The 23,477-nt window shown below is 34.0% G+C and carries 17 protein-coding genes; 14 read left to right on the top strand and 3 right to left on the bottom strand.

Annotated elements, in window-relative coordinates; all coding sequences use genetic code 11:
• On the top strand, nucleotides 1-2,412 hold the full coding sequence (locus tag AC000W_RS01685; protein WP_474745479.1) for a TonB-dependent receptor: 2,412 nt from the start codon (nucleotides 1-3) through the stop codon (nucleotides 2,410-2,412).
• A gap of 56 nt (nucleotides 2,413-2,468) precedes the next feature.
• Here AC000W_RS01685 and AC000W_RS01690 read toward each other — a convergent pair whose 3' ends face one another.
• Nucleotides 2,469-2,882 (bottom strand): hypothetical protein, encoded by a 414-nt coding sequence (locus AC000W_RS01690; RefSeq protein WP_474745481.1) that lies wholly within the window; start codon nucleotides 2,880-2,882, stop codon nucleotides 2,469-2,471.
• Nucleotides 2,883-3,069: 187 nt separating this feature from the next.
• Between AC000W_RS01690 and ileS the strand changes: the two genes are divergently transcribed.
• The 4 genes from ileS to AC000W_RS01710 are packed head-to-tail and all read left to right on the top strand — an operon-like array spanning nucleotide 3,070 to nucleotide 8,190.
• On the top strand, nucleotides 3,070-6,471 hold the full coding sequence (ileS, locus tag AC000W_RS01695) for an isoleucine--tRNA ligase (protein WP_474745483.1): 3,402 nt from the start codon (nucleotides 3,070-3,072) through the stop codon (nucleotides 6,469-6,471).
• A 4-nt stretch (nucleotides 6,472-6,475) separates the two neighbouring features.
• The gene (locus AC000W_RS01700; protein WP_474745484.1) at nucleotides 6,476-6,856 is read left to right on the top strand and encodes a TraR/DksA family transcriptional regulator; all 381 of its coding nucleotides are present in this window, start codon (nucleotides 6,476-6,478) and stop codon (nucleotides 6,854-6,856) included.
• A gap of 38 nt (nucleotides 6,857-6,894) precedes the next feature.
• The gene (locus tag AC000W_RS01705) at nucleotides 6,895-7,521 is read left to right on the top strand and encodes a hypothetical protein (protein ID WP_474745486.1); all 627 of its coding nucleotides are present in this window, start codon (nucleotides 6,895-6,897) and stop codon (nucleotides 7,519-7,521) included.
• A gap of 33 nt (nucleotides 7,522-7,554) precedes the next feature.
• On the top strand, nucleotides 7,555-8,190 hold the full coding sequence (locus tag AC000W_RS01710; protein WP_474745488.1) for a lipoprotein signal peptidase: 636 nt from the start codon (nucleotides 7,555-7,557) through the stop codon (nucleotides 8,188-8,190).
• On the opposite strand, the gene AC000W_RS01715 is transcribed toward AC000W_RS01710, so the two are convergent.
• Nucleotides 8,178-8,738, bottom strand: coding sequence for a 5-formyltetrahydrofolate cyclo-ligase (locus AC000W_RS01715; RefSeq protein WP_474745490.1), 561 nt, complete (start codon nucleotides 8,736-8,738; stop codon nucleotides 8,178-8,180). The two genes, AC000W_RS01710 and AC000W_RS01715, sit on opposite strands and share 13 nt — an antisense overlap.
• A gap of 597 nt (nucleotides 8,739-9,335) precedes the next feature.
• Between AC000W_RS01715 and uvrC the strand changes: the two genes are divergently transcribed.
• The 9 genes from uvrC (at nucleotide 9,336) to AC000W_RS01760 (ending at nucleotide 22,406) form a co-directional block, all read left to right on the top strand.
• Entirely contained in the window at nucleotides 9,336-11,123 is a 1,788-nt protein-coding gene (gene uvrC / locus AC000W_RS01720; protein ID WP_474745491.1) for an excinuclease ABC subunit UvrC, read from the top strand.
• 17 nt (nucleotides 11,124-11,140) lie between these two features.
• Nucleotides 11,141-13,399 (top strand): patatin-like phospholipase family protein, encoded by a 2,259-nt coding sequence (locus AC000W_RS01725; protein ID WP_474745493.1) that lies wholly within the window; start codon nucleotides 11,141-11,143, stop codon nucleotides 13,397-13,399.
• Nucleotides 13,400-13,743: 344 nt separating this feature from the next.
• Nucleotides 13,744-14,523 carry a DUF3108 domain-containing protein gene (locus AC000W_RS01730; RefSeq protein WP_474745494.1) on the top strand — a complete coding sequence of 260 codons (780 nt, stop codon included), beginning with the start codon at nucleotides 13,744-13,746 and terminating at the stop codon, nucleotides 14,521-14,523.
• An 8-nt stretch (nucleotides 14,524-14,531) separates the two neighbouring features.
• Nucleotides 14,532-15,494, top strand: coding sequence for a tryptophan 2,3-dioxygenase family protein (locus AC000W_RS01735; RefSeq protein WP_474745496.1), 963 nt, complete (start codon nucleotides 14,532-14,534; stop codon nucleotides 15,492-15,494).
• 4 nt (nucleotides 15,495-15,498) lie between these two features.
• Entirely contained in the window at nucleotides 15,499-16,761 is a 1,263-nt protein-coding gene (locus AC000W_RS01740; protein WP_474745497.1) for a peptidoglycan DD-metalloendopeptidase family protein, read from the top strand.
• 7 nt (nucleotides 16,762-16,768) lie between these two features.
• Nucleotides 16,769-18,406 carry a glucose-6-phosphate isomerase gene (gene pgi / locus AC000W_RS01745; RefSeq protein WP_474745499.1) on the top strand — a complete coding sequence of 546 codons (1,638 nt, stop codon included), beginning with the start codon at nucleotides 16,769-16,771 and terminating at the stop codon, nucleotides 18,404-18,406.
• Between the two features lie 169 nt (nucleotides 18,407-18,575).
• Nucleotides 18,576-21,257: a TonB-dependent receptor gene (locus AC000W_RS01750; RefSeq protein WP_474745500.1), complete on the top strand. Its 2,682-nt coding sequence runs from the start codon at nucleotides 18,576-18,578 to the stop codon at nucleotides 21,255-21,257.
• A gap of 94 nt (nucleotides 21,258-21,351) precedes the next feature.
• Nucleotides 21,352-21,789, top strand: a complete 438-nt coding sequence (locus AC000W_RS01755) for a hypothetical protein (RefSeq protein WP_474745502.1) — start codon at nucleotides 21,352-21,354, stop codon at nucleotides 21,787-21,789.
• Nucleotides 21,790-21,812: 23 nt separating this feature from the next.
• On the top strand, nucleotides 21,813-22,406 hold the full coding sequence (locus tag AC000W_RS01760) for a 3-keto-disaccharide hydrolase (RefSeq protein ID WP_474745504.1): 594 nt from the start codon (nucleotides 21,813-21,815) through the stop codon (nucleotides 22,404-22,406).
• Here the strand turns inward: AC000W_RS01760 and AC000W_RS01765 are convergent.
• Nucleotides 22,401-23,438 (bottom strand): endonuclease/exonuclease/phosphatase family protein, encoded by a 1,038-nt coding sequence (locus AC000W_RS01765; RefSeq protein WP_474745505.1) that lies wholly within the window; start codon nucleotides 23,436-23,438, stop codon nucleotides 22,401-22,403. The genes AC000W_RS01760 and AC000W_RS01765 overlap by 6 nt on opposite strands.
• Between the last annotated feature and the right edge of the window lie 39 nt (nucleotides 23,439-23,477).

Below are 23,477 nucleotides of genomic sequence, written 5' to 3' on the forward strand. Positions count from 1 at the left end.
ATGCGCAAGTTAAGTTTCTTCATAATTTTGTTATTATTTCAACTGACTTTGGCTCAGGAAGTAACCATTTTAGATGCTGAAACTAAACAACCAATTCCCAATGTCGCTGCTTTTAATTTAGATAAATCCAAAACGGCGATTTCAGATTTTGACGGCAAATGCGACCTTTCCATTTTTAATACAAACGAGCGGATTGTCCTTGCCCATATAAGCTATGAAAATAGACGAACAACAAAAGCCAATTTACTACAGCGAGGAGGTAAAATACACCTTAATTTAAAGGCCGAACAATTAGACGAGGTGGTTATGTCCATTTCTAAATGGGAGCAACAAAAAAAGCACATTCCCCAAAAAATAACTTCTGTTAACGCAAGAACAATTGAGTTTACTAACCCACAGACTTCGGCTGATTTATTGCAGAACAGCGGAAAAGTATTTGTACAAAAAAGTCAATTAGGAGGTGGCAGCCCTATGATTAGGGGATTTGCTACCAATAGATTGTTATTAATTGTGGATGGGGTTCGCATGAACAATGCCATTTTTAGGGGAGGAAACATTCAAAATATTATATCTATAGACCCTTTTACCATTAAAAATACAGAAGTGATTTTTGGACCTGGCTCTGTAATTTACGGTAGTGATGCCATTGGCGGAGTTATGAACTTTTATACAAAAGACCCACAATTTTCTAATAATGATAGTTTATCTTTTTCTGGAAACTCTAAATATAGATATGCTTCGGCGAACAATGAGAGTACAGCACATATAGATTTTGCAATTGGCAAGAAAAAATGGGCATTTTTGACTAGTGTGACTTATAATGATTTTGGGGATTTAACAATGGGAAGTAGTGGCCCAGATTCTTATTTGCGAAACAGATATGTTTCTAAGCAGAATGGACAAGATGTTTTAGAAACCAATAACAACCCTAAAAAGCAAGTTACAACTGGTTACAATCAAATGAACCTAATGCAAAAAGTTGTATATAGCCCCAACCGCAGTTGGAATTATAATATGGGACTATATTATTCTGAAACCTCAGATTATTCTAGATATGATAGATTAATTCGCCCTTCTAGTGATGGCCTGGGACTTCGTTCAGGGGAATGGTATTATGGTCCACAAAAGTGGTTTATGGGAAATTTTCAAATATCTCAAAAGGGAAAAGGAAAGTTTTATGACGGATTAAAAATAACAACTGCCTATCAAAATTTTGAAGAAAGTAGAAATAATCGTGGTTTTGGGAACCCCATTTTATTTTCTACCAAGGAGCAAGTGGATGCCATATCAATGAACGTGGATTTTGAAAACAAAAGAATCGGCAACCTTAGATTATATTATGGAGGGGAATATGTATTTAACAAGGTGCATTCTGATGGAAGTCAAAAAAACATAGAAACAAACCTTATTTCTAATGGGGCTTCCAGATATCCTGATGGCGCTACTTGGCAGACCATGGCAGGCTACATAAATGGAGAATATAAAGCAAAACCCAACCTTACATTTTTGTCGGGTTTACGATACAGTCATGTTTGGATAGATGCCGTTTTTGACAAAACTTTTTTCCCTTTCCCGTTTGATAATGCTGATTTAAGTACTGGCGCACTAACTGGGAGTATAGGATTAAGCTGGTTTCCTAAAGCTAACTTACAATTTACTTGGAATGGCTCTACAGGTTTTAGAGCACCAAATATTGATGATGTGGGAAAAGTGTTTGATTCTGAACCCGGTTCTGTTGTAGTGCCTAATCCCAATTTGGAGCCGGAGTATGTTTACAATACCGAGTTGGGGATACAAAAAAATTTCAATGATAAGGTGGTTTTAAAAGGAACAACATTTTACACATATATGGTGGATGCTTTGGTGCGTAGAGATTATCAATTCAATGGAGAGCCCCAAATAGATTATAATGGGGAACTAAGCAATGTACAAGCAATACAGAATGCAGCAAAAGCGTATGTTTATGGTTTTGAGCTTGGTTTGGAAGCTTTCCTAACTGAGAATTTATCAGTTACATCCAACCTAACAATTACTAAAGGAATTGAAGAGGAAGAAGATGGAACGGATTCTCCCGGACGACATGTGGCACCAGCTTTTGGAGATTTTCATGTAGTTTGGAAAAATCAAAAATTACAAGCAGATATGTTTATTAACTATAATGGGGAAATCACAAATGAAGATTTGGCGCCATCGGAGCAAAGCAAGGACTATATTTATGCTTTGAACACAGATGGCAACCCATATTCACCTTCTTGGCACACTATAAATTTTCGTTCCCAATACAATATTTCAAATTCATTAAAAGTGTCTTTGGGAGTTGAAAATATTACGGATAAAAGATACCGTTCCTACTCATCTGGAATAGTTGCCCCGGGAATTAATCTGATTATGGGATTGGGATATACCTTTTAAAAAGCAAAAAGCCCAGTCATATGACTGGGCTTTTTATATCAAAATAGTGAATAAAACTAGTTGTTGTCCTTTACAACATCTTTTACCTCTTTAGCCGTTTCTTTGGCTTTGTCGATAGCTTTTTCACCTGCTTCTTTTACATCTTTTCCAACTTCCTTGGCAGCATCTACCGCATCACCTGCAGCTTCTTTTGTTGCGTCCACTGCATCACCAGCTGCGTCCACAGCGTCATTTGCAGCTTCTTTTGTTGCGTCAACAGCATCGTCTATGGTGTTCCCAGCAGCATCTACCGCCTCACCTGCAGCATCCATTACGTCTTCACCTGCTTCTTGGAGATCATCCCCAGCCTCTTCCAAAGCTTCACCCGTTTCTTCAACGGCATCTTTGGTTTTGTCTGTACAGTTGTTACAAGATTGAAATGAAAACCCTAGAGCTATCATTAAAACTGAACCTAAAATTACTTTTTTCATTTTGTTTAATGTTTAGTGTTAAAAATTATAGTTAATGTAGATACGAAGTTAATGGAAATTTAGACGACACATAAATATTTCTGTTTTTTGTAAACATTTAGTAATGAAGATTTCATCATGTTATTCAACCGATAATTCAATCTAAATTTATAATTTTGCACCCTTATTTGGAATAAGGAAGGACTATATGAAGTTTGCAGAATATAAAGGGTTGGATTTACCAAAAGTAGCCGAGGAAACTCTAGGCTATTGGAAAGACCACCACATTTTTGAAAAAAGCATTTCTAGCAGAGAAGGCAAAGAGGCGTACGTTTTTTATGAAGGTCCGCCATCCGCAAATGGTATGCCTGGAATTCATCATGTAATGGCTCGTACCATAAAGGACATTTTTCCTAGGTATAAGACCATGAAAGGCTTTCAAGTAAAAAGAAAAGCGGGCTGGGATACACATGGACTTCCTATAGAGTTGGGGGTTGAGAAAGAACTAGGAATAACAAAAGAAGATATTGGCACCAAAATATCTGTAGAAGAATACAATGCAGCTTGTAAAAAAGCTGTAATGCGCTATACGGATGTTTGGAATTCCATGACAGAAAAGGTGGGGTATTGGGTAGATATGGATGACCCTTATATTACCTACAAGTCAAAATATATGGAATCTGTTTGGTGGTTGCTTAAGCAGATATATGATAAAGGGTTAATTTATAAGGGATATACCATTCAGCCCTATTCTCCCAAAGCGGGTACTGGGTTGAGCTCACATGAGCTAAATCAACCTGGAACCTACCAAGATGTAACGGATACTACTGTTACAGCTCAGTTTAAGGCCAAAAGGGAAACCTTACCATCAATATTTGATAAGATTGATGGCGACATTTATTTTCTTGCTTGGACGACCACTCCATGGACTTTGCCAAGCAATACTGCATTGACAGTTGGTCCTAAGATTGAGTATGTTTTGGTTGAATCTTACAATCAATACACTTTTGAACCAATAAGCGTAATTCTTGCCAAGGCCTTAGTGGGGAAACAATTTGCAGGAAAATATGTAGAAGTTGAAAGCAAAGAAGAGTTAAAGGGGTATAAAAAAGAAGATAAGAAAATTCCTTTTATTGTTGGTAGAACTACTTTGGGCAAAGATTTGGTTGGAATCAAATACGAGCAATTATTACCATATACATTACCATATCAAAATCCTGAAAATGCCTTTAGGGTCATAGCAGGGGATTTTGTGACTACCGAGGATGGTACTGGAATAGTGCATACAGCCCCAACTTTTGGAGCAGATGATGCCTTGGTTGCAAAACAAGCAACACCAGAGGTACCGCCCATGCTAATTTTGGATGAGAATGGCAACCCAGTTCCTTTGGTAGATTTGCAAGGAAAATTTAGACCAGAATTACAGGTGTTTGGGGGCAAATATGTAAAGAATGAATATTACGATGAAGGCGAAGCACCGGAAAGGTCCATAGATGTTGAGATTGCCATCAAACTAAAAGAAGAGAATAAAGCATTTAAGGTAGAAAAGTATGTACACAGTTACCCTAACTGTTGGCGTACGGATAAGCCTATTCTGTATTATCCCCTGGATTCTTGGTTTATTAAGATTACAGATGTTAAGGATAGAATGTTTGATTTAAACCAGACCATCAATTGGAAACCTAAGGCCACAGGAGAAGGCCGTTTTGGTAATTGGTTGTCCAATGCCAATGATTGGAACCTTTCTCGTTCTCGTTACTGGGGAATTCCATTACCTATTTGGAGAACGGAAGATGGTAAGGAGGAAATTATCATTGGCTCTGTTACCGAGCTTAAACAAGAAATGAAAAAAGCTTTGGACGTAGGAGTTCTTAAAGAAGATATTTTTGCTGATTTTGTTGTGGGCGATATGAGTGATGAGAACTATGATAAAATAGACTTACATAAAAATATTGTTGATCAAATTACTTTGGTTTCTCCATCTGGAAAACCCATGAAACGGGAAAGCGATTTAATAGATGTTTGGTTCGATAGTGGTTCCATGCCCTATGCACAATGGCACTATCCTTTTGAGAACTCAGATTTTATTGATAAAGGAGAAACTTTTCCGGCCAACTTTATTGCAGAAGGAGTGGATCAGACCAGAGGTTGGTTTTATACGCTTCATGCCATTGCCACTATGGTCTTTGATTCAGTTGCCTATAAAAATGTAGTGTCCAATGGCTTGGTGCTAGATAAGGAAGGCAAAAAAATGTCCAAACGTTTAGGAAATGCTGCAGATCCTTTTGAAACTATGGATAAGCATGGGGCAGATGCAACGCGTTGGTATATGATTTCCAATGCAAACCCTTGGGACAATTTAAAATTTGATGTTGATGGGATTGTTGAGGTAAAACGTAAATTCTTCGGCACACTTTATAATACTTATTCATTCTTTGGATTGTATGCAAATATTGATGAATTTAAATATGAGGAAGCGGACATTCCTTTAAATGAACGACCGGAGATAGATCAATGGATTTTAAGTGAACTACATACGCTTATTAAGAAAGTTGATGAGGCCTATGCAGATTACGAGCCTACTAGAGCCACAAGAATGATATCGGATTATGTTCAAGAAAATTTGAGCAACTGGTATGTTAGGTTATGTAGAAGACGTTTTTGGAAAGGAGATTATGAAAAAGATAAAATATCTGCCTATCAAACTCTATATACTTGTTTGGAAACAGTAGCTAAGTTATCGGCTCCTGTTGCACCATTTTTTATGGATAGGCTTTATAGGGATTTAACCAATACTACTCAAAAAGAGACTTTTGAAAGTGTGCATTTAGCAAACTTTCCAGAATATGATAATTCGTATGTGAATCAAGAACTAGAGGGTAAAATGCAGAAAGCACAGATTATATCTTCTTTGGTATTATCCATTCGTCAGAAGGAAAAAATAAAAGTGCGTCAGCCTTTACAAAAAATAATGATTCCTATTTTAGACCAAAAGCAAAGATTGGAAATTGAAGCAGTTGCAGATTTGATAAAATCGGAAGTGAATGTAAAAGAGATAGATTTATTGGATGATGCTTCAGGAATCTTGGTTAAGCAGATAAAGCCTAATTTCAAGACTTTGGGACCAAAATTTGGTAAAGATATGAAGCAAATTGCGCAAGCAGTTGCAGGATTTAACCAAGAAGATATCCAAAAAATTGAACAGGAAGGCGAAATATCATTAAATATTGAAAATAAAACCATTAATTTACAGTTAGATGATGTAGAGATTTCTTCTCAAGATATAGAAGGTTGGTTAGTTGCTAGTTCAGGCCCTTTAACAGTTGCCTTGGACATTACTATAAATAATGAGTTAAGGGAAGAAGGAATCGCCAGAGAACTTGTAAACAGAATTCAAAATCTTAGAAAAGATTCTGGCTTAGAAGTTACTGATAAGATAGATGTTAAAATAATGAAAGATGGTTTAGTAGAAAGAGCCATCCAAAGCAATATAAATTATATAAAAGCTGAAACATTGACAGCTGAATTAAATTTTGAAGAAAAATTGGAAAAAGGCATAGAAATTGCCTTTGATGAAGTAAATACTAAATTGTTTATCCAAAAACATTAAAACTATGGCACAAGATTTAAAAATAAGATATTCTGATAAAGATTTAGAAGAATTTAAAGTTCTAATAGAAGAGAAAATAAAAAAAGCGAATAGTCATTTAGAGTTGCTTAAAAGCGCCTATATGAATGATGGCAACAATGGTACAGATGATACCTCTCCTACCTTTAAAGCTTTTGAAGAAGGTTCGGAGACCATGAGCAAGGAAGCTAATACTCAACTTGCGATAAGACAAGAAAAATTCATTAGAGATTTAAAGAATGCCTTGTTACGTATTGAAAATAAGACGTATGGAATATGTAGAGTTACTGGTAAGCTCATTAACAAAGAGCGATTAAAGCTAGTGCCACATGCTACACTAAGCATAGAGGCAAAAAATATGCAATAAAATAATCAAAACGCCTTTAGGGGCGTTTTTTTATGTCTATGGTTAAGAGAACAGGAATTTTTATTTGTTGTTTGTTGGCTATTAATTATGTTGAGTCTCAGAAAATTGTAAAGAGGTCTATAATTAATCCTGAGACAAATTTTATTCAGATTGATGTTACTAAGTGTTTTCAATTGAATATGGAAACTAGTGAGTTAGACGAACTAATGGTAGAAGCCATTATTGATGGGGAATATCAAAAAGATTTATTGTTAGATGTTATTGAAGATGGACAAACAGTTAAAGTGAACACAGAGTTTCAACCAAGTTTCATCAATCCAAATGACAAGCTAAGTGCCCACAAAGTAATATCCATAGCTTTGAACATTAAAGTCCCAAAAAACATGAAAGTCCAAATATTTGGCTCTAGTTGTAATGTGGAAATTAGTGGAAATTATAGAAGTTTGTCTGTTACACTAGGAGATGGAAAATGTACTTTAGACAAAGTAGGAGAAGAAGTATTTGTCGCTACGCAGAGCGGGGATATAAATATAAAAAATCCAAAAGGCGAGGTTGATGCCACTACAAAGTATGGAAAAGTATTTAAGAAGATAAACCAAGAAGGAGACAACCATTATAAGGTGAGTTCTGTAACAGGAAACATCTACTTAAGCAAAACCGAATAATATCCTTATTTTTGCGCAATCGATATTTTAAGAATGAATTTAAAAAAGTCTTTGTTGCTGATTGCGGCAATTTTAATAATTGACCAAGTAAGCAAAATATATATAAAAACACACTTTCAACTGGGTGAATCAGTCACCGTTTTTAGTTGGTTCAAAATACTTTTTATAGAAAATGAAGGTGCAGCGTGGGGCACAAAACTAAGTGATTTGTTGCCTATTTCCGACTCCGTTGGAAAACTAGTGCTAACGATTTTTAGACTTTTTGCCATTGCAGGGATTGGTTATTGGTTGTATGACATTATTAATAAAAAAGCATCTAGAACGTTAATATTGGCTTTGTCACTTATTTTTGCAGGGGCTTTAGGTAATATTCTGGACTCGGTTTTTTATGGAGTGCTATTTAACGACAGTTACAATCAAGTAGCCACCTTGTTTTCTAATGAACCTTATGGAAGCGTTTTCTATGGTAAGGTTGTAGATATGCTATATTTTCCAATGATTGACACTACATGGCCAGAGTGGGTCCCTTATTTTGGAGGGAACAATTTTCGCTTTTTTGAACCTGTTTTCAATATTGCGGATACAGCAATTAGCACAGGTGTGGGTATTTTGATAGTATTCAACAAAAAAGCTTTTGGAAAGAAAGAAGAAGAAAATCAGAATTTATAGATTTTGTCGGGAGTCACGCAATAATCCAAAGGAAAATCATACTCATTAATATCAGAAATTTTGTCTTCTGGCTTAAAGAGAGATAACCCTATTTTTATTACGTTGGGTATACATTCTTTTAGAAAAGTATCATAAAACCCTTTTCCATAACCGACCCTATTTCCAAATTTATCGTAGGCAAGCAAGGGAACAAAAACGACATCTATTTTTTCTGACGGAATTTCAATTCCATTTTCCGGTTCGGGCACCCCCCAACTATTTTTTCGAATAATGGTACTATCTGTTAACAGTATATTTGTTAGGGTATTTTGGAAATTAATTTTAGGTAGAATTACATTTTTATCCTTACCATGGAGAATAGATAAAATGAAGCTGGTGTCAATTTCATTTTTTTCTGGGATAGGTAAAAAAATATGATAATTACCATAAAACCAAATAGGAAGTTCTAAGAGGTTGTTGGCAATTTTAATACTTAAATCTCGTAAATTTTCTGAAGATATTTTTCTTCTTTGCTGAATATAGTTTAATCGCAAGTCTTTTTTGAGCATTGGTATTGACTAAACTAGATAATATGGGGAACTGATATATAAACTATTCTTTAACCGATACGGCAACGTATATTTTAAAGAAAAGCATCAAAATCAGGTACATTCCCAAAACGATAACATAATTTTCCATCTGACATTCAATTTTGATGAAATAAATATAACTAAAATATCATTACAAATTCCACGAAAAGCACCCTTTTCTCGACGAAATACACTTTTTTACAAAAAATTTAACGTTAAGAAAATTTATGGCACTTAAATTATTTTTTAGATAAACACGACTATAACGTTGATTATATGTAAATTAACTCCTTTTAATTATCAAAAAAATATTAATTTTTATCCTTTTAAATTTTTACTTTTTTTAACAAAAATCAAAGATTTGAAAAGAAATTATAACACATTTATTCAATTTTTTTTAGGATTTTAAAAATAAGACTAATCATTTTGAGAATATCACATTTAAAAACCACTTAATTTTAAATTTGAAAACCTTTTTTGTTGAAGTTAAAATTAAATATATGTCTATGCATTTTCATAAAAACAAAGTAATTTAACTGTCAGGTATTAATATAAAAATATTCTTCCTAAAGTTACATGACAGATATTCCCATTAAAGTACAACTTGTTAGTTTACCCAGCGGCCCTGGGGTATATCAATTTTATGACAAAGAACATGTAATTCTTTATGTAGGGAAAGCCAAAAATTTAAAAAAGAGAGTATCCTCTTATTTTAATAAAAAACATGAGTATGGTAAGACTAGGGTATTAGTAAAGAGAATAGTAACCATAAAACACATTGTTGTACCTACAGAGTCAGACGCTCTTTTATTGGAGAATAACTTAATTAAAAAATACCAGCCCAGATATAATGTAATGCTTAAGGATGATAAATCCTATCCATGGATTTGCATTAAGAATGAACGTTTTCCAAGAATATTTCCCACAAGAAGGCTTATTAAAGATGGTTCCGAATATTATGGCCCTTATACTAGTATGCATACTGTTAAAACACTTTTAGACCTTATAAAAAGTGTATATCCATTAAGAACATGCAATTATGATTTGTCAAGAGAGAAAATCCAAGCAAAGAAATACAAAGTATGTTTGGAGTATCATCTGGGAAACTGTCTAGGTGGTTGCGAAGGTTTGCAGAAAGAGGAAGACTATCATAAACAGATAGATGATATAAGACAGATTGTTAAGGGTAATTTTAAATCTTCCCTAACTTATTTTAAAAAACAAATGGAGTCACTGGCTAATGAGATGAGATTTGAAGATGCCCAGCGAATAAAAGAAAAGGTGGAGGTCTTGGAAAATTACCAGTCAAAATCTACAATTGTCAATCCGAAAATTAACAATGTGGATGTTTTTTCTATTATTTCTGATGAAAGTCATGCATACATTAATTTTTTACAACTTTCCCATGGTTCAGTAATTAGGTCACATACGGCTGAAATAAAGAAAAAGTTAAATGAAACAGATGAAGAATTACTTCAACTAGGGATAATAGATATTCGGCAACGGTTTAATTCACAATCAAATGAACTTTATTTACCATTTAGAGTTGTTTTGGAACCTCATTTGAAAATTACAGTTCCCAAACTAGGGGATAAAAAGAAGATTTTAGACCTATCAGAGAGAAATGCAAAATTTTATAGGTTAGAAAGGTTTAAACAAATTAAAATTACCGATCCAGATAAACACACAAATAGAATAATGGCGCAAATGAAGAAGGATATAAGACTTTCTGAAGAGCCTAGGCATATTGAGTGTTTTGATAATTCTAACATACAAGGAACATACCCGGTGGCTGCATGTGTTGTTTTTAAAAATGGGAAGCCGTCAAAAAAGGAATACAGGCATTATAATATAAAAACAGTAGAAGGGCCAGATGATTTTGCATCCATGGAGGAAGTGGTCTTTAGGCGCTATAAAAGATTATTGGAAGAAGATCAATCGTTACCCCAACTCATTGTCATAGATGGCGGAAAAGGACAATTGTCATCGGCCTTAAAAAGCTTGGATGTTTTAGGTCTAAGAGGAAAAATAGCCATTGTAGGAATTGCAAAGAGACTGGAAGAAATTTATTTCCCAGGGGACTCCATACCACTTTATTTGGATAAAAAATCTGAAAGCCTAAAAATAATTCAACATTTAAGAAATGAAGCTCACCGTTTTGGAATAACCTTTCATAGAAATAAAAGAAGCAAAGCCGCTATAAATTCTGAATTGGAAAATATTGATGGAATTGGAGGAAAAACAGCAGAGCAATTGCTGAAAAAATTTAAGTCGGTCAAAAGAGTTAAAGAGGCATCTGTTGAAAATTTGGCAGAAGTAATAGGAATGACAAAAGCAATGAAAGTATATGCAACCTTTCACTAAAAATGTATCTTAATTATATGAAAAGCATACTACTACTTTTTACATTTTTGTTTTCAACTATATTATGGAGCCAAGATGTTAAAGATGAGAACATTAAGGTGGGCCTTGTGTTGAGCGGTGGTGGCGCAAAAGGGCTTGCACATATTGGAGCCTTAAAAATTATGGAAGATGCAGGTGTTAAGATAGATTATATAGGAGGTACAAGCATGGGAGCAATTATTGGGGCGCTGTACGCCTCAGGATATTCTGCTAATGAGCTGGACTCGCTTTTTACAAATGTAGATTTCTCCAAACTTATTCAGGATGATTTACCAAGAGACGCCAAAACATTTTATGAAAAGGAAGATGCGGAAAGATATGCGTTAACACTACCCTTCAATAATTTTAAAATTTCATTTCCAGAGGCTATATCTGGGGGACAAAATATTTATAATGAATTGGTGAAAGCATTGTATCATGTAAAGGATATAAGCAATTTTAAGGAACTGCCAATTCCCTTCTTTTGTATAGCAACTAATGTAGAAACAGGTGAACAGGTAATGTTGGACAAGGGATATTTGCCAGAGGCCATTATGGCAAGCGGTACATTTCCTTCACTATTTGAGCCTTCAGAAATTAATGGGCAAATATTGATTGATGGAGGAGTAACAAATAATTATCCAATAAAAGAACTAAAAGATTTAGGGGCCAATTACATCATAGGAGTTGATGTACAACACGGACTTTCTAATAGAGAAGCATTATCGTCTGCAACAGAGGTTTTACTACAAATAAATAATTATAGAACTGTAAGTGATATGGTGGAAAAATCCAAACAAACCGATATTTACATTAAGCCCGATATAGAAAAATTCTCCGTTATAGATTTTGATTTAACTGAAGAAATAATTCAAAGTGGGCAAATTGCTGCTATGGAGAAGTTTGAAGTATTAAAGGAAATTGCTATCAAACAAAATATAAAAGAAAAAAAGGAAAACACCATAACACCAACAGATTCTATAACAATTAATAGATTAAGGTTAACAGGGAACAATAATTATAGTAGGGGTTATATAAAAGGGAAGCTAAGGTTTGATCTTTCAGAAAAGACAACTTTTGAAAAATTGCAAAAAGGGATTGGTAATTTGGCCGCCACAGGAAACTTTAAAACTATAAGATATCACTTAAAATCTAATGGAGCAGGTGAAGACTTAATAATGAGATTAAGTGAAAACCCAAACAAAACATTTATTAGACTAGGAGTACATTATGATGATTTGTTTAAAAGTGCAGCACTTATAAACCTTACTAAGAAAAATTTTTTAATGAAAGACGATGTTGCTTCTTTTGACTTTATTCTTGGCGATAATCTTAGATATAATATGCAGTATTATGTTGATAAAGGTTCCTATTGGAGCTTTGGGGTAAACTCCAAATACAACAGTTTTGACCAAGAAATTAATTATGATTTAATACAGTCCAATTTTAATGTTCCCATTGATGATAATATTAATAATATCAATTTAGATGTAACGGATCTTACTAACCAATTTTACTTACAAACAGTTTGGCAAGAAGAATTTGCCTTTACTGTTGGCATAGAGCATAGGTTTTTAAAATATAGCACTAGAACTTTGGATGAATTTCAAGAAAATAGTCTTCCTCAAAGTTTAACATCTTCTAGTAGTAGAACAATTTTTGATAAAAGTCATTATTATAGTACTTACGGACAATTGACCTTGGATACATATAATGACAAATATTTTCCTTCAAAAGGATTATACTTCAGTGGAAATTTTCATGTATACCTTTTATCTACTGATTTTAATGATAATTTTAAAGAATTCTCTATTGGAAAAGCTAGAATGGGAGCAGCTTTTAAAGTAGCTAAAAATTTGTCTTTGAATGTAGAAACAGAAGGTGGGTTTAAATGGGGAGACTCTAGAGTGACTTCTATGGATTTTATATTAGGAGGTTATGGTAGTACAATGGTAAATAATTTTGTTCCTTTTTTAGGGTATGACTTTCTTTCTTTACCAGGGAACAGTTTTGTAAAGGCCTATAGTAAATTAGATTTTGAATTTGCCCCTGAGAATCATTTAATGTTTGCCGCCAACTTTTCCAATGTGGATGATGATCTTTTTAGAACGGGTGAGTGGTTTACCGCACCAGATTTTTCTGGCTATGGCATAGGTTATGGATGGGAATCTTTTTTTGGACCTGTCCAAGTTATATACTCATGGTCTCCAGAGGTAGATTCTTCAATAGCATTTTTTAGTATAGGGTATTGGTTTTAGACGTGTTCTGGAATGAAAAACTGCATTTAAAACATCATCATTCCTAACAAATCCTTAAATTTTAAATGTAAAATATAAATTACTGTTAAGGCAATAGTTAAAGTACGTTAAAACAGTTTTTGATGTCAAAAGTTACATTATATTTGTGTAAACGTAAGGGGTGGTTCCCTTATAACTTTAAGTATTGGTTTTTCATAATTTAAAGTTTGGTTGGTTATTTAGGAAAAGCCCAGTTTTATAGCTGGGCTTTTTTTATACAATACTTTGGCTTAAATTTTGTTTAAATAATTGTAAACCAGAATTAGTTTAATAAGGTTTTAGTACTTTTAATCTAAGTATTTGCTATGAAAAAGATTTCAATCATACTATTCCTACTTCTTGGAATGTCGCTTAGTGCGCAGAAAAATCGCCCTGCTTTTAAGGCTGGGGAATGGCTTAAATTTAGAATTCACTATGGTTTCTTAAATGCTAGCTATGCTACACTTCAGGTAAAATCTAAGGAATTAGATAGCATTCCTGTATACCATGTTGTGGGACGAGGAAAAACGTCTGGGTTTGCAAGCATATTTTTTAAGGTAGATGATACTTATGAGAGTTATTTTGGCAGATGGGACGGTAAACCGCATAAGTTTGTTCGTAAGATAAATGAAGGTGGGTATACCAAAGATATAGAGATAGATTTTGATCATATTAATGATGAGGCTATCTTAAATGATAAAAAGAACAATAAAAAGTTTAATTTTACCATTCAGGACAACATTCAGGATTTAATTTCTGCCTTTTATTATCTAAGGAACAATTATACTTTTGATGATTTGGTAGAAAATGAATCAATACAATTGAATATGTTGTTTGATGATGATGGAGTTTTTAAGTTCAAGCTTAAATATTTGGGAAAAGAAGTTGTAAAGACCAAATATGGAAAGGTAGAGTGTTTAAAATTTAGACCTTATGTACAATCTGGCAGGGTTTTTAAAGAACAAGAAAGTCTTTCCTTATGGGTTTCCAATGATTTTAACAAAATTCCTATCCGAATAAAAGCGGATCTAGCAGTAGGTTCTATAAAAGCAGATTTGGATGGTTATAATGGGCTCAGAAACCAATTCAAGATTATAATGGATTAAGCCTTTAGATGAAGAATAAAAAGGATATTGACGAAAGAATATCTAAACTTGAAGAAAAATACAAAGACTCTGGACAGGATTTAAATTCCTATTTAGACGGACTTCTCTACCAACGCTACCTTACTTATTGGGACTATATTCATTTAGATACTCTTTTGAGCATTCAAGTACCCAGAACCCATTTCCCAGATGAAGAAATTTTCATCATGTACCATCAAATTACTGAGCTATATTTTAAGTTGATTCTCCATGAGCAAAAGCAAATTGTGGATGATAAAACACTAAATGGGGAGTTTTTCATAGAAAAAGTCAATAGAATAAATAGCTATTACAAAGCACTTATCTCCTCTTTTGGTATTATGATAAAGGGAATGGAGAGAGAGCAATTTTTACAATACAGAATGGCACTTTTACCAGCTAGCGGATTTCAATCGGCACAGTATAGAATGATTGAGATTTATGCAACTCCATTAGAGTATTTAGTGCATTATACAGAAAGAAAATTGTTCAATTCATCAAATGAAATAGAAGAACTATATGAGCATATATATTGGAAAAAGGGAGCTACAGATATAAAGACTGGGGAAAAAACATTAACTCTTAAGCAATTTGAATATAGATATACCCCAAGATTGGTACGTATAGCGAAGCAGGTTAAGGACAATACTATTTTTCACAAGTATCAACTACTATCAGAAGAGAATAAAAAGAACAAGGCTTTAATTGAAGCATTAAAGGCTTTGGATGTAAATGCAAATGTAAATTGGCCTTTAATGCATATGGGATCGGCCTACCGTTATTTAAACAAAGAAAATGCTCCCATAGATGCTAGTGGTGGTACTAATTGGAAAGAATATCTTCCCCCAAGCTTTCAAAAAGTAATCTTTTTTCCAAATCTATATACAAAACAAGAGTTAAATAATTGGGGAAAACAATGGGTAGACCATATCTTTAACCCAGAAAAAGGTTAGAATAATGCATAAATATTGGGGCGCATTTTTAGTATTGGTTTTTTTGACATCATGTAAGGAAGATAAATCCAGGAAAGAAGAAATAGCAATAAAGACAATTGAAAAACCTGTTGTAGTTAAGCAATATGGGTTTAATTTAGATGATTTTAATGTACTGCAAGATACTGTAAAAAGCGGAGATAGCTTTGGAGAATTAATGCTGCAAAACAAGGTGGACTACCCTAAAATCTATAAAATTTCTGAAGAATACAAAGATACTTTTGATGTCCGTAAAATTGTAGTTGGTAAACCGTATACAATATTAAAATCTAAAGATACTTCCCAAACCGCTCAGGTATTTATTTATGAAAATGACCGCATAAATTATACAGTAATAGATATGCGGGATAGCGTGGTTGCATATAAAAACAAAAAGGAGGTTAAATACGTAACTAAAGAAGTCTCTGGAACTATTAAAACATCATTATCCGAGGCTATTTTGGAACAAGGAATAGACTATAATGTCACAAATAACTTAGCAAATGTTTACGCATGGACCATAGATTTTTCTAGGTTACAAAAGAATGATAAGTTCAAGGTTATCTATAAGGAAAAATATATTAATGATACTATTTATGCAGGTTCAGAACCTATAGAAGCGGCATATTTTGAACATAATGGCACACCTTTGTATGCTTTTGAATACAAAGCAGATTCTCTAAAAAATATTACGGATTACTTTGATGAAAAGGCTAATAATTTAAGACGAGCTTTTTTAAGAATGCCAGTTGAATATGGTCGGTTGTCCTCTAGATATAATCTTAAAAGGAGAATTGCTTATTATGGATATAAGGTGCGTCCTCATAAAGGAACTGATTATGCAGCACCTGTGGGAACACCCATTATGGCCACAGCAGATGGTACTGTAACGGAATCTACAAGAAGAGGAGGTAATGGAAAATATGTTAAAATAAGACATAATGGAACGTACAGCACGCAATATCTTCATATGAAAAATCAAAATGTAAGACGTGGAGATTTTGTAAGGCAAGGAGATGTAATTGGATGGGTAGGTATGACAGGAAACACTGGCGGACCACATGTTTGCTATCGTTTTTGGAAAAATGGAAGACAAGTAGACCCATTACGAGAAAAGCTTCCTGAGGCTGAACCTATTGCAGATTCTATTAAAGTTGAATATTTAGAACATATAGTATCTATAAAAGATCAATTGGATTGTATTGAGTTCTTTGAGTCACCAGAGGAAGAATTGTTAACACTAAACTAAATAAAGAATGTCCCTACCAAATATAAATCCAACCACTACTCTAGCTTGGGAAAAACTTACTGAACATTTTCAAGAAAGAAAAGGTGTTCACCTTAAAACACTTTTCGACTCAGATAATAAAAGAGCAAAAGAGTTTACTATTGAATGGGAAGACTTTTTGGTGGATTATTCTAAAAATAGAATTACTAAAAAAACAATAGGTCTTTTGCTAGATTTGGCTAAAGAAGTTGGATTAAAAGAGGCTATTAAAAAATATTTTAATGGAGAGGCCATTAACCAAACCGAAGGCCGTGCTGTTTTACATACAGCATTACGGGCAAAAGAGGAAGATGTTGTAAAAGTTGATGGGGAAAATATTGTCCCGCAGGTTTATAAGGTAAAGAACAAAATAAAAGATTTTACTGATGCCGTAATTTCTGGTAAAAAGAAAGGATATACTGGCAAAACATTTACCGATGTTGTTAATGTTGGTATTGGCGGTTCAGATTTAGGACCTGTAATGGTTGTGGAGGCATTAAAATTCTATAAAAACCATTTAAAAACCCATTTTGTAAGTAATGTTGATGGGGATCATGTGCATGAGATTCTAAAGGAATTAAATCCAGAAACAACTTTGTTTGTTATAGTTTCCAAAACCTTTACAACTCAAGAGACGTTGAGTAATGCAACAACCATAAAAAAATGGTTCTTAAAATATGCTTCGCAAGAAGATGTTGCCAAACATTTTGCTGCAGTATCAACAAATACCGTTAAAATAGCTGATTTTGGGATAGATGCCCAGAACGTATTCCCTATGTGGGATTGGGTAGGTGGTAGATTTTCTCTATGGAGTGCTGTTGGGCTTTCTATTGCACTGGCCGTAGGATATAAAAATTTTAATGACTTGTTGATGGGAGCTAACCAAATGGATGAGCACTTTAAAACAACTGAATTTGATAATAATATTCCTGTAGTTTTAGCACTTTTAAGTGTATGGTATAATAATTTTCATGGAGCAGAAACTGAAGCTATTATTCCTTATTCACAGTATTTGAATAGGTTTTCGGCCTATTTACAACAAGGCATCATGGAAAGCAATGGCAAGAGTGTAGATAGAAATGGAGATAATGTAGAGTATCAAACAGGAACTATTATATGGGGTGAACCAGGAACCAATTCCCAACATGCGTTCTTCCAATTAATACATCAAGGAACAAAATTAATTCCTGTTGATTTTATTGGTTATAAAAAATCTTTGTATGGTGATGTAGATCATCATAATAAATTAATGGCCAATTTTTTTGCTCAAACAGAGGCTTTAATGAATGGTAAAACTTCAAAAGAAGTTAAAGAAGAGCTAAATTCAAAAGGGATGTCTCAAATAGAAATTGAATCTTTATTTCCCTTTAAGGTTTTTGTAGGAAACAAACCCACCAATACTCTTTTAATAGATAAGCTCACTCCTAAAAGTTTAGGTGCTCTTATTGCCCTTTATGAACATAAAATATTTGTGCAAGGGGTCATTTGGAATATCTTTAGCTATGACCAATGGGGTGTAGAGTTGGGAAAACAATTAGCAACCACCATTCTAAAGGACATCAACAATTCCGAAATTGCTGATCATGATGGTTCAACGTTGCAACTATTGCAAACTTTTAAGAGTTAATCTACCACTTTTCTATTTGTTAAAAGCTTTTTATAAGTTCTTGTACTACAGTGTTTTTAAATAAAATTTTATGTTAAATTTGGCACGGCTAATTTAACATTGTCTTAATGTATATGTGTTTAAAATAAAGCACATTTGCAGACTGATTAAAAACTAAAACACAAGAAAAATGAAAAAAATGTACTTCGCAATTGTGGCATTTTTAATGACTACAATTGCTTTTTCACAAGGAACAATCACAGGTACTGTAATAGATGGCGACATGGGTGACCCTTTACCAGGAGCTAGTGTTGTTGTACAAGGAACATCCAATGGAACAGCTACAGATTTTGATGGAAACTTCTCTATAGACGTTTCAGAAAATTCTGGAACCTTAGTTGTTTCCTATATTGGTTTTATTGCCAAAAGAATACCTTTTACTTCAATTGGAGAAATTGGTAGTATTACATTGCAAGTTGATGCAGAAGAATTAGAAGGAGTTGTTGTTGTAGGTACTGGTATTATTGACCTTGCCAGTGATAGACGAACACCAATTGCAGTTTCTTCCATTCCTGTAAAACTTATTCAAGAAAAAATAGGAACACAAGATATTACCATGACATTGGTAAATACACCTTCTGTTTATGTTTCGGGTCAAGCAAGTGGTTTTGGAGATACCAATATGAGAGTTCGTGGTTTTGACCAGGACAACACAGCTTTTCTATTAAATGGACAGCCGATTAACGGTATGGAAGATGGATTAATGTATTGGTCTAACTGGTCAGGATTAAATGATATTGCAAGTGGTGTTCAGATTCAGCGAGGTCTGGGTTCTTCTAAGTTGGCAATATCTTCTGTTGGTGGAACGGTTAACTTTGTAACAAAAGCCACTGAGATGGATCAAGGAGGTTTTGCCTATTCTACTATCGCCAATGATAATTATTTAAAAACATCAGCGGGTTATAATACAGGTGTTTCTGAAAAGGGATGGGGTTTAAGTGTTATGCTTTCTCATTGGCAGGGAGATGGTTACAATGAAGGAAATTTTGGCGAGGGCCAAACTTATTTCATATCTGCTGGGTACAGACCTAACGATTCTCATAATTTCAACTTTTTGATTACTGGGGCGCCACAGTTTCACGATCAAAATTTTACAAAATCAATTTCTGACTATTTAGAGCACGGTTTAAGATATAATAATAACTGGGGAACATATAATGGCCAATATCTAACTGAGAGAAGAAATTTTTATCACAAACCAGTAGCTAACTTAAACTGGGATTGGAATATAAATGAAACTACCAACCTATCAAGCGTGCTTTATGCCTCATGGGGTAATGGAGGTGGTACAGGTAACCGCGGAAATAGGATTAGGACAGCAGAAGGACGTATAGACTACGATGCTATTTATGACCAAAACTCCCAAGTTACAAATGGGGATGCGGTTTATTTTGGTTCAGAAGACGCGTATGTAACAAGAGCTTCAATGAACTTGCATAGCTGGTATGGATTTATTAGCAATATGGAAAAACAACTTTCTGATAACCTTACTTGGAACTTAGGTTTTGATCTTAGAACTTATTATGGAAAACACTTTAGGGTTGTCTCTAATTTCCACGGATTAAATTCATGGACAGAAAATATTCGCTTAAGAGACCAGAACAATAACCACGATACCTATGGTAGTTTTGGAACTTATAAATTTGTAACTGCGACAGAAAGTTTTAAACCTTCGGGTTGGGAAGCAGCCTTTGCAACATATGATGAAGACCAAAAAATAGCTTATAGTAATGATGAACGTATCTCCTACGGTGGTTTGTTTACGCAATTGGAATATGCAACAAATGATTTTTCTGCTTTTTTCCAAGGATCCGTCTCTAATCAATACCACCAAAGGTTTGATTTTTTCCAATATGCCGATCAGTCGTTAATAGATGGAACATCTTCTCAAGGTACTGATGAACCATTGCCAGCTGGAATAACGGATGGGGTTGATTCTGAAAAAATTAATAATTTTGGGTATAATGCTAAAGCTGGGTTTAGTTATAAACCGTCAGATGCCCATGGCTTTTATTTTAACACAGGCTTTTATAACCGCCAGCCTTATCATGATAATATTTATTTGAATTTTACAAATCAAGTAAATCCTTTAACTGAGAATGAAAAGATTTTTGGTCTAGAAGCGGGCTATGGCTTTTCTAGCTCCATATTTTCAGCTAATGTAAACATCTATAGGACTTCTTGGAAAGATAGAGTGGTTACTAGTGCTGACCTTGTTGATGACGTTGTTACGTTCACAACTAATTTTGGAACAGAACAATTACATTCTGGTGTAGAATTGGATTTTAAATTGAAGCCTACAACTGGATTATCAATTAATGGTTTTGCCTCAATTGGCGATTGGATATATAAAGGTGAAGCGGTTACTCAAGTTACCGATGAGGAACGAAATGTATTAAGTACAGAAACAAATGATTTCGATGGAGGCAAAGTAGGTGGTGCCGCCCAACTTTCAGGAGGTCTTGGGTTAGGATATCAAATAACAGAAAATTTCTCTGTTGATTCTGATTGGAGATATTATGACAATCTTTATTCGGATGTTGGGGCAGTAAAAGAAAATCTTGAATTGCCATCTTATAGTTTGTTGGATGCAGGTCTTACCTTTAGGGTACCACTTGGAGCAGATAAATTAAAGCAATTAAAGATTAGAGGTAATATTAACAACCTTCTTGATACAGAATATATTTCTAGATTGTCAACCGCTAACTTTGTTGAGGCTGGAGATGAGACTTATGATGGTCTAGCTGTTTCTAACAGGGGATATTTTGGTTGGGGAAGAACTTGGAATGTAACTTTACGTTACGATTTCTAAACTAACTTGTATACATATACTAAAAACCCTGCTATCGGCAGGGTTTTTTTATGCCCAAAAATCACTACATTTAAGCAACTAAAAACTAAAATTGATGTACGAAACTATACTTAATCTGCATTCCTATTTGGCCTATGCAGTTTTAGCAATATTATTTTTAGCAGTAGCCAATGCTATTCTAGGTTTAGTAGGCAAAAAAGATTTTACCATGGAAAAAGATTTAAGGATAAGCTTATTTGCTCTTATCTTAACTCATATACAGGGGTTGGTCGGTCTTATTTTGTTTTTTGTATCCCCAAATGGGTACAAAGCAATTAGTGCTTTGGGAATGGGAGGTTTAAATGCACCAGCGAGACTCTTAGCAGTAGAGCACCCTTTCATCAATATTATAGCGATAGTATTAATTACTATTGGGTGGTCCAAGCACAAGAAGGTAATGGAGGCAGCTAAAAAGTTTAAACTCATTGCTATTTTTTATGGACTGGGCTTGCTTTGTATTCTATCTAGAATTCCATGGGGACAGTGGTTTTAATTAATTTATTACATATACTTAAAATGAAAAATATTTTCACATTTGCACTAACAGCGCTTGTATTATCATTAACAAACGCACAAGAAAAATCATTATTCAATGGCAATGATTTAAATGGTTGGACTAATTATGGTACCGAAAAATGGTATGTAGAAAATGGGCTTTTAGTTTGTGAAAGCGGTCCTGATGCCCAATATGGATATTTGGCTACCAATGAGCATTATAAAAACTTTGTACTGGAATTAGATTTTAAACAAGAAGCAGATGGCAATAGTGGTGTTTTTATACGGTCTACCATTGAGGGAACCAAGGTTAGTGGCTGGCAAGTAGAAGTTGCACCTCCAGGTCACGATACAGGGGGAGTGTACGAATCGTATGGTAGAGGTTGGTTAATAAAGCCAGATGCAGAAAAAGACAAAGTACTTAAAGAAGGCGAATGGAATCACATGAAAATTAAGGTTAATGGTGATACTATTACTTCTTGGTTAAATGGAACAGAAATGATTACCCTCACAGATGAGATAATTGGAAAAGGAGAAGGCTCTATTGCCCTACAAATTCATGATGGAGGTGGTATAAAAGTGAAGTGGAAAAATATAAAACTAACGGAATTATAATTCCTCCTTCTTTATAAGATACATATATACAGGAAAATGGTCGCTGTAACCTCCGGAGTAACTTCCACCGGCATAGGTTCTAAAAGGATATCCCTTGTACTTTCCTTCTGAGGTTTTTAGATAGTTTGGATTAAAAACCCCAGCTTTCCAAAAAGAGAAAGAATTGTTGCTGGCCTCCAACAAGTTTGGAGTAAAGAAAATCTGGTCAAATAAATTCCATTTATCGCGATAGGCTAAAGAACCTATACCTTTTTTATACAGTTTTTCCATTGGGTTAAATAGGCTTAAACTGTCCAATTTTTTCTTTTTTCCTTTGCTATGGAGAACTTTTCTAAGGCTTTCATCAATAGGGTCATCGTTTAAATCACCCATGCTTATAATTCTAGAATCTATATCTATTCGTTTAATAGAATCTATGATTCTTTTGTTGAGTTTTGCAGCAGCTAGTCTATTGGGTTTACTTCTTGCTTCACCACCACTCCTAGAAGGCCAATGATTCATAATAAAATAAAACTCCTCATTGTCTAGAAAACCACCAACTACCAATTGGTCTCGCGTATAATCTCTGTATCCTTCAGTATTTTGTAACAACAATCTATGACTTTTAAAAGACGAAGGAATAAATACTGATTTCTTATATAAAAAGGCAACATCGATTCCTCTTTCGTCGGGGGAATCAAAGTGTACAATGCCGTAATCTTTGTTTCTTAGGTTGGGGTGATTTACTAAATCTTCAACTACCTGTTTATTTTCAACTTCACATAAACCAATAATATCAGGAGATGTTTTGGTGGTTGCTAATCCAATTTCAGAAAGTACTTTAGAAATGTTGGTTAGTTTCTGACTATATCTTTCTAACGTCCAATGGTCTTTACCCAAAGGAGTACGATTATCATCAAAAGTTAAGGAATCATTTACAGTATCAAACAAGTTCTCAACATTATAAAATGCAATGGTTCTCACTTTGTAGTTCTCTTGGGAAAAGCAAGTACAAGTAAAAAATACAAGTAAGAAAGTTAGAAGATACTTCATAAGAACAATTTAAGAGAAATAAATATATCATGAAAATAT

This window comes from Saonia sp. (assembly GCF_056326165.1).

What these genes read in the sequence shown, in the direction of transcription:
- AC000W_RS01710 (WP_474745488.1), top strand. Translation starts at nt 7,555, where the DNA reads ATGAATTTAAAAAAGTCTTTGTTGCTGATTGCGGCAATTTTAATAATT.
- AC000W_RS01690 (WP_474745481.1), bottom strand. Translation starts at nt 2,882, where the DNA reads ATGAAAAAAGTAATTTTAGGTTCAGTTTTAATGATAGCTCTAGGGTTT.
- AC000W_RS01685 (WP_474745479.1), top strand. Translation starts at nt 1, where the DNA reads ATGCGCAAGTTAAGTTTCTTCATAATTTTGTTATTATTTCAACTGACT.
- AC000W_RS01750 (WP_474745500.1), top strand. Translation starts at nt 18,576, where the DNA reads ATGAAAAAAATGTACTTCGCAATTGTGGCATTTTTAATGACTACAATT.
- AC000W_RS01725 (WP_474745493.1), top strand. Translation starts at nt 11,141, where the DNA reads ATGAAAAGCATACTACTACTTTTTACATTTTTGTTTTCAACTATATTA.
- AC000W_RS01715 (WP_474745490.1), bottom strand. Translation starts at nt 8,738, where the DNA reads ATGCTCAAAAAAGACTTGCGATTAAACTATATTCAGCAAAGAAGAAAA.
- AC000W_RS01700 (WP_474745484.1), top strand. Translation starts at nt 6,476, where the DNA reads ATGGCACAAGATTTAAAAATAAGATATTCTGATAAAGATTTAGAAGAA.
- uvrC (WP_474745491.1), top strand. Translation starts at nt 9,336, where the DNA reads ATGACAGATATTCCCATTAAAGTACAACTTGTTAGTTTACCCAGCGGC.
- AC000W_RS01705 (WP_474745486.1), top strand. Translation starts at nt 6,895, where the DNA reads ATGGTTAAGAGAACAGGAATTTTTATTTGTTGTTTGTTGGCTATTAAT.
- AC000W_RS01740 (WP_474745497.1), top strand. Translation starts at nt 15,499, where the DNA reads ATGCATAAATATTGGGGCGCATTTTTAGTATTGGTTTTTTTGACATCA.
- AC000W_RS01735 (WP_474745496.1), top strand. Translation starts at nt 14,532, where the DNA reads ATGAAGAATAAAAAGGATATTGACGAAAGAATATCTAAACTTGAAGAA.
- AC000W_RS01730 (WP_474745494.1), top strand. Translation starts at nt 13,744, where the DNA reads ATGAAAAAGATTTCAATCATACTATTCCTACTTCTTGGAATGTCGCTT.
- AC000W_RS01765 (WP_474745505.1), bottom strand. Translation starts at nt 23,438, where the DNA reads ATGAAGTATCTTCTAACTTTCTTACTTGTATTTTTTACTTGTACTTGC.
- AC000W_RS01755 (WP_474745502.1), top strand. Translation starts at nt 21,352, where the DNA reads ATGTACGAAACTATACTTAATCTGCATTCCTATTTGGCCTATGCAGTT.
- ileS (WP_474745483.1), top strand. Translation starts at nt 3,070, where the DNA reads ATGAAGTTTGCAGAATATAAAGGGTTGGATTTACCAAAAGTAGCCGAG.
- pgi (WP_474745499.1), top strand. Translation starts at nt 16,769, where the DNA reads ATGTCCCTACCAAATATAAATCCAACCACTACTCTAGCTTGGGAAAAA.
- AC000W_RS01760 (WP_474745504.1), top strand. Translation starts at nt 21,813, where the DNA reads ATGAAAAATATTTTCACATTTGCACTAACAGCGCTTGTATTATCATTA.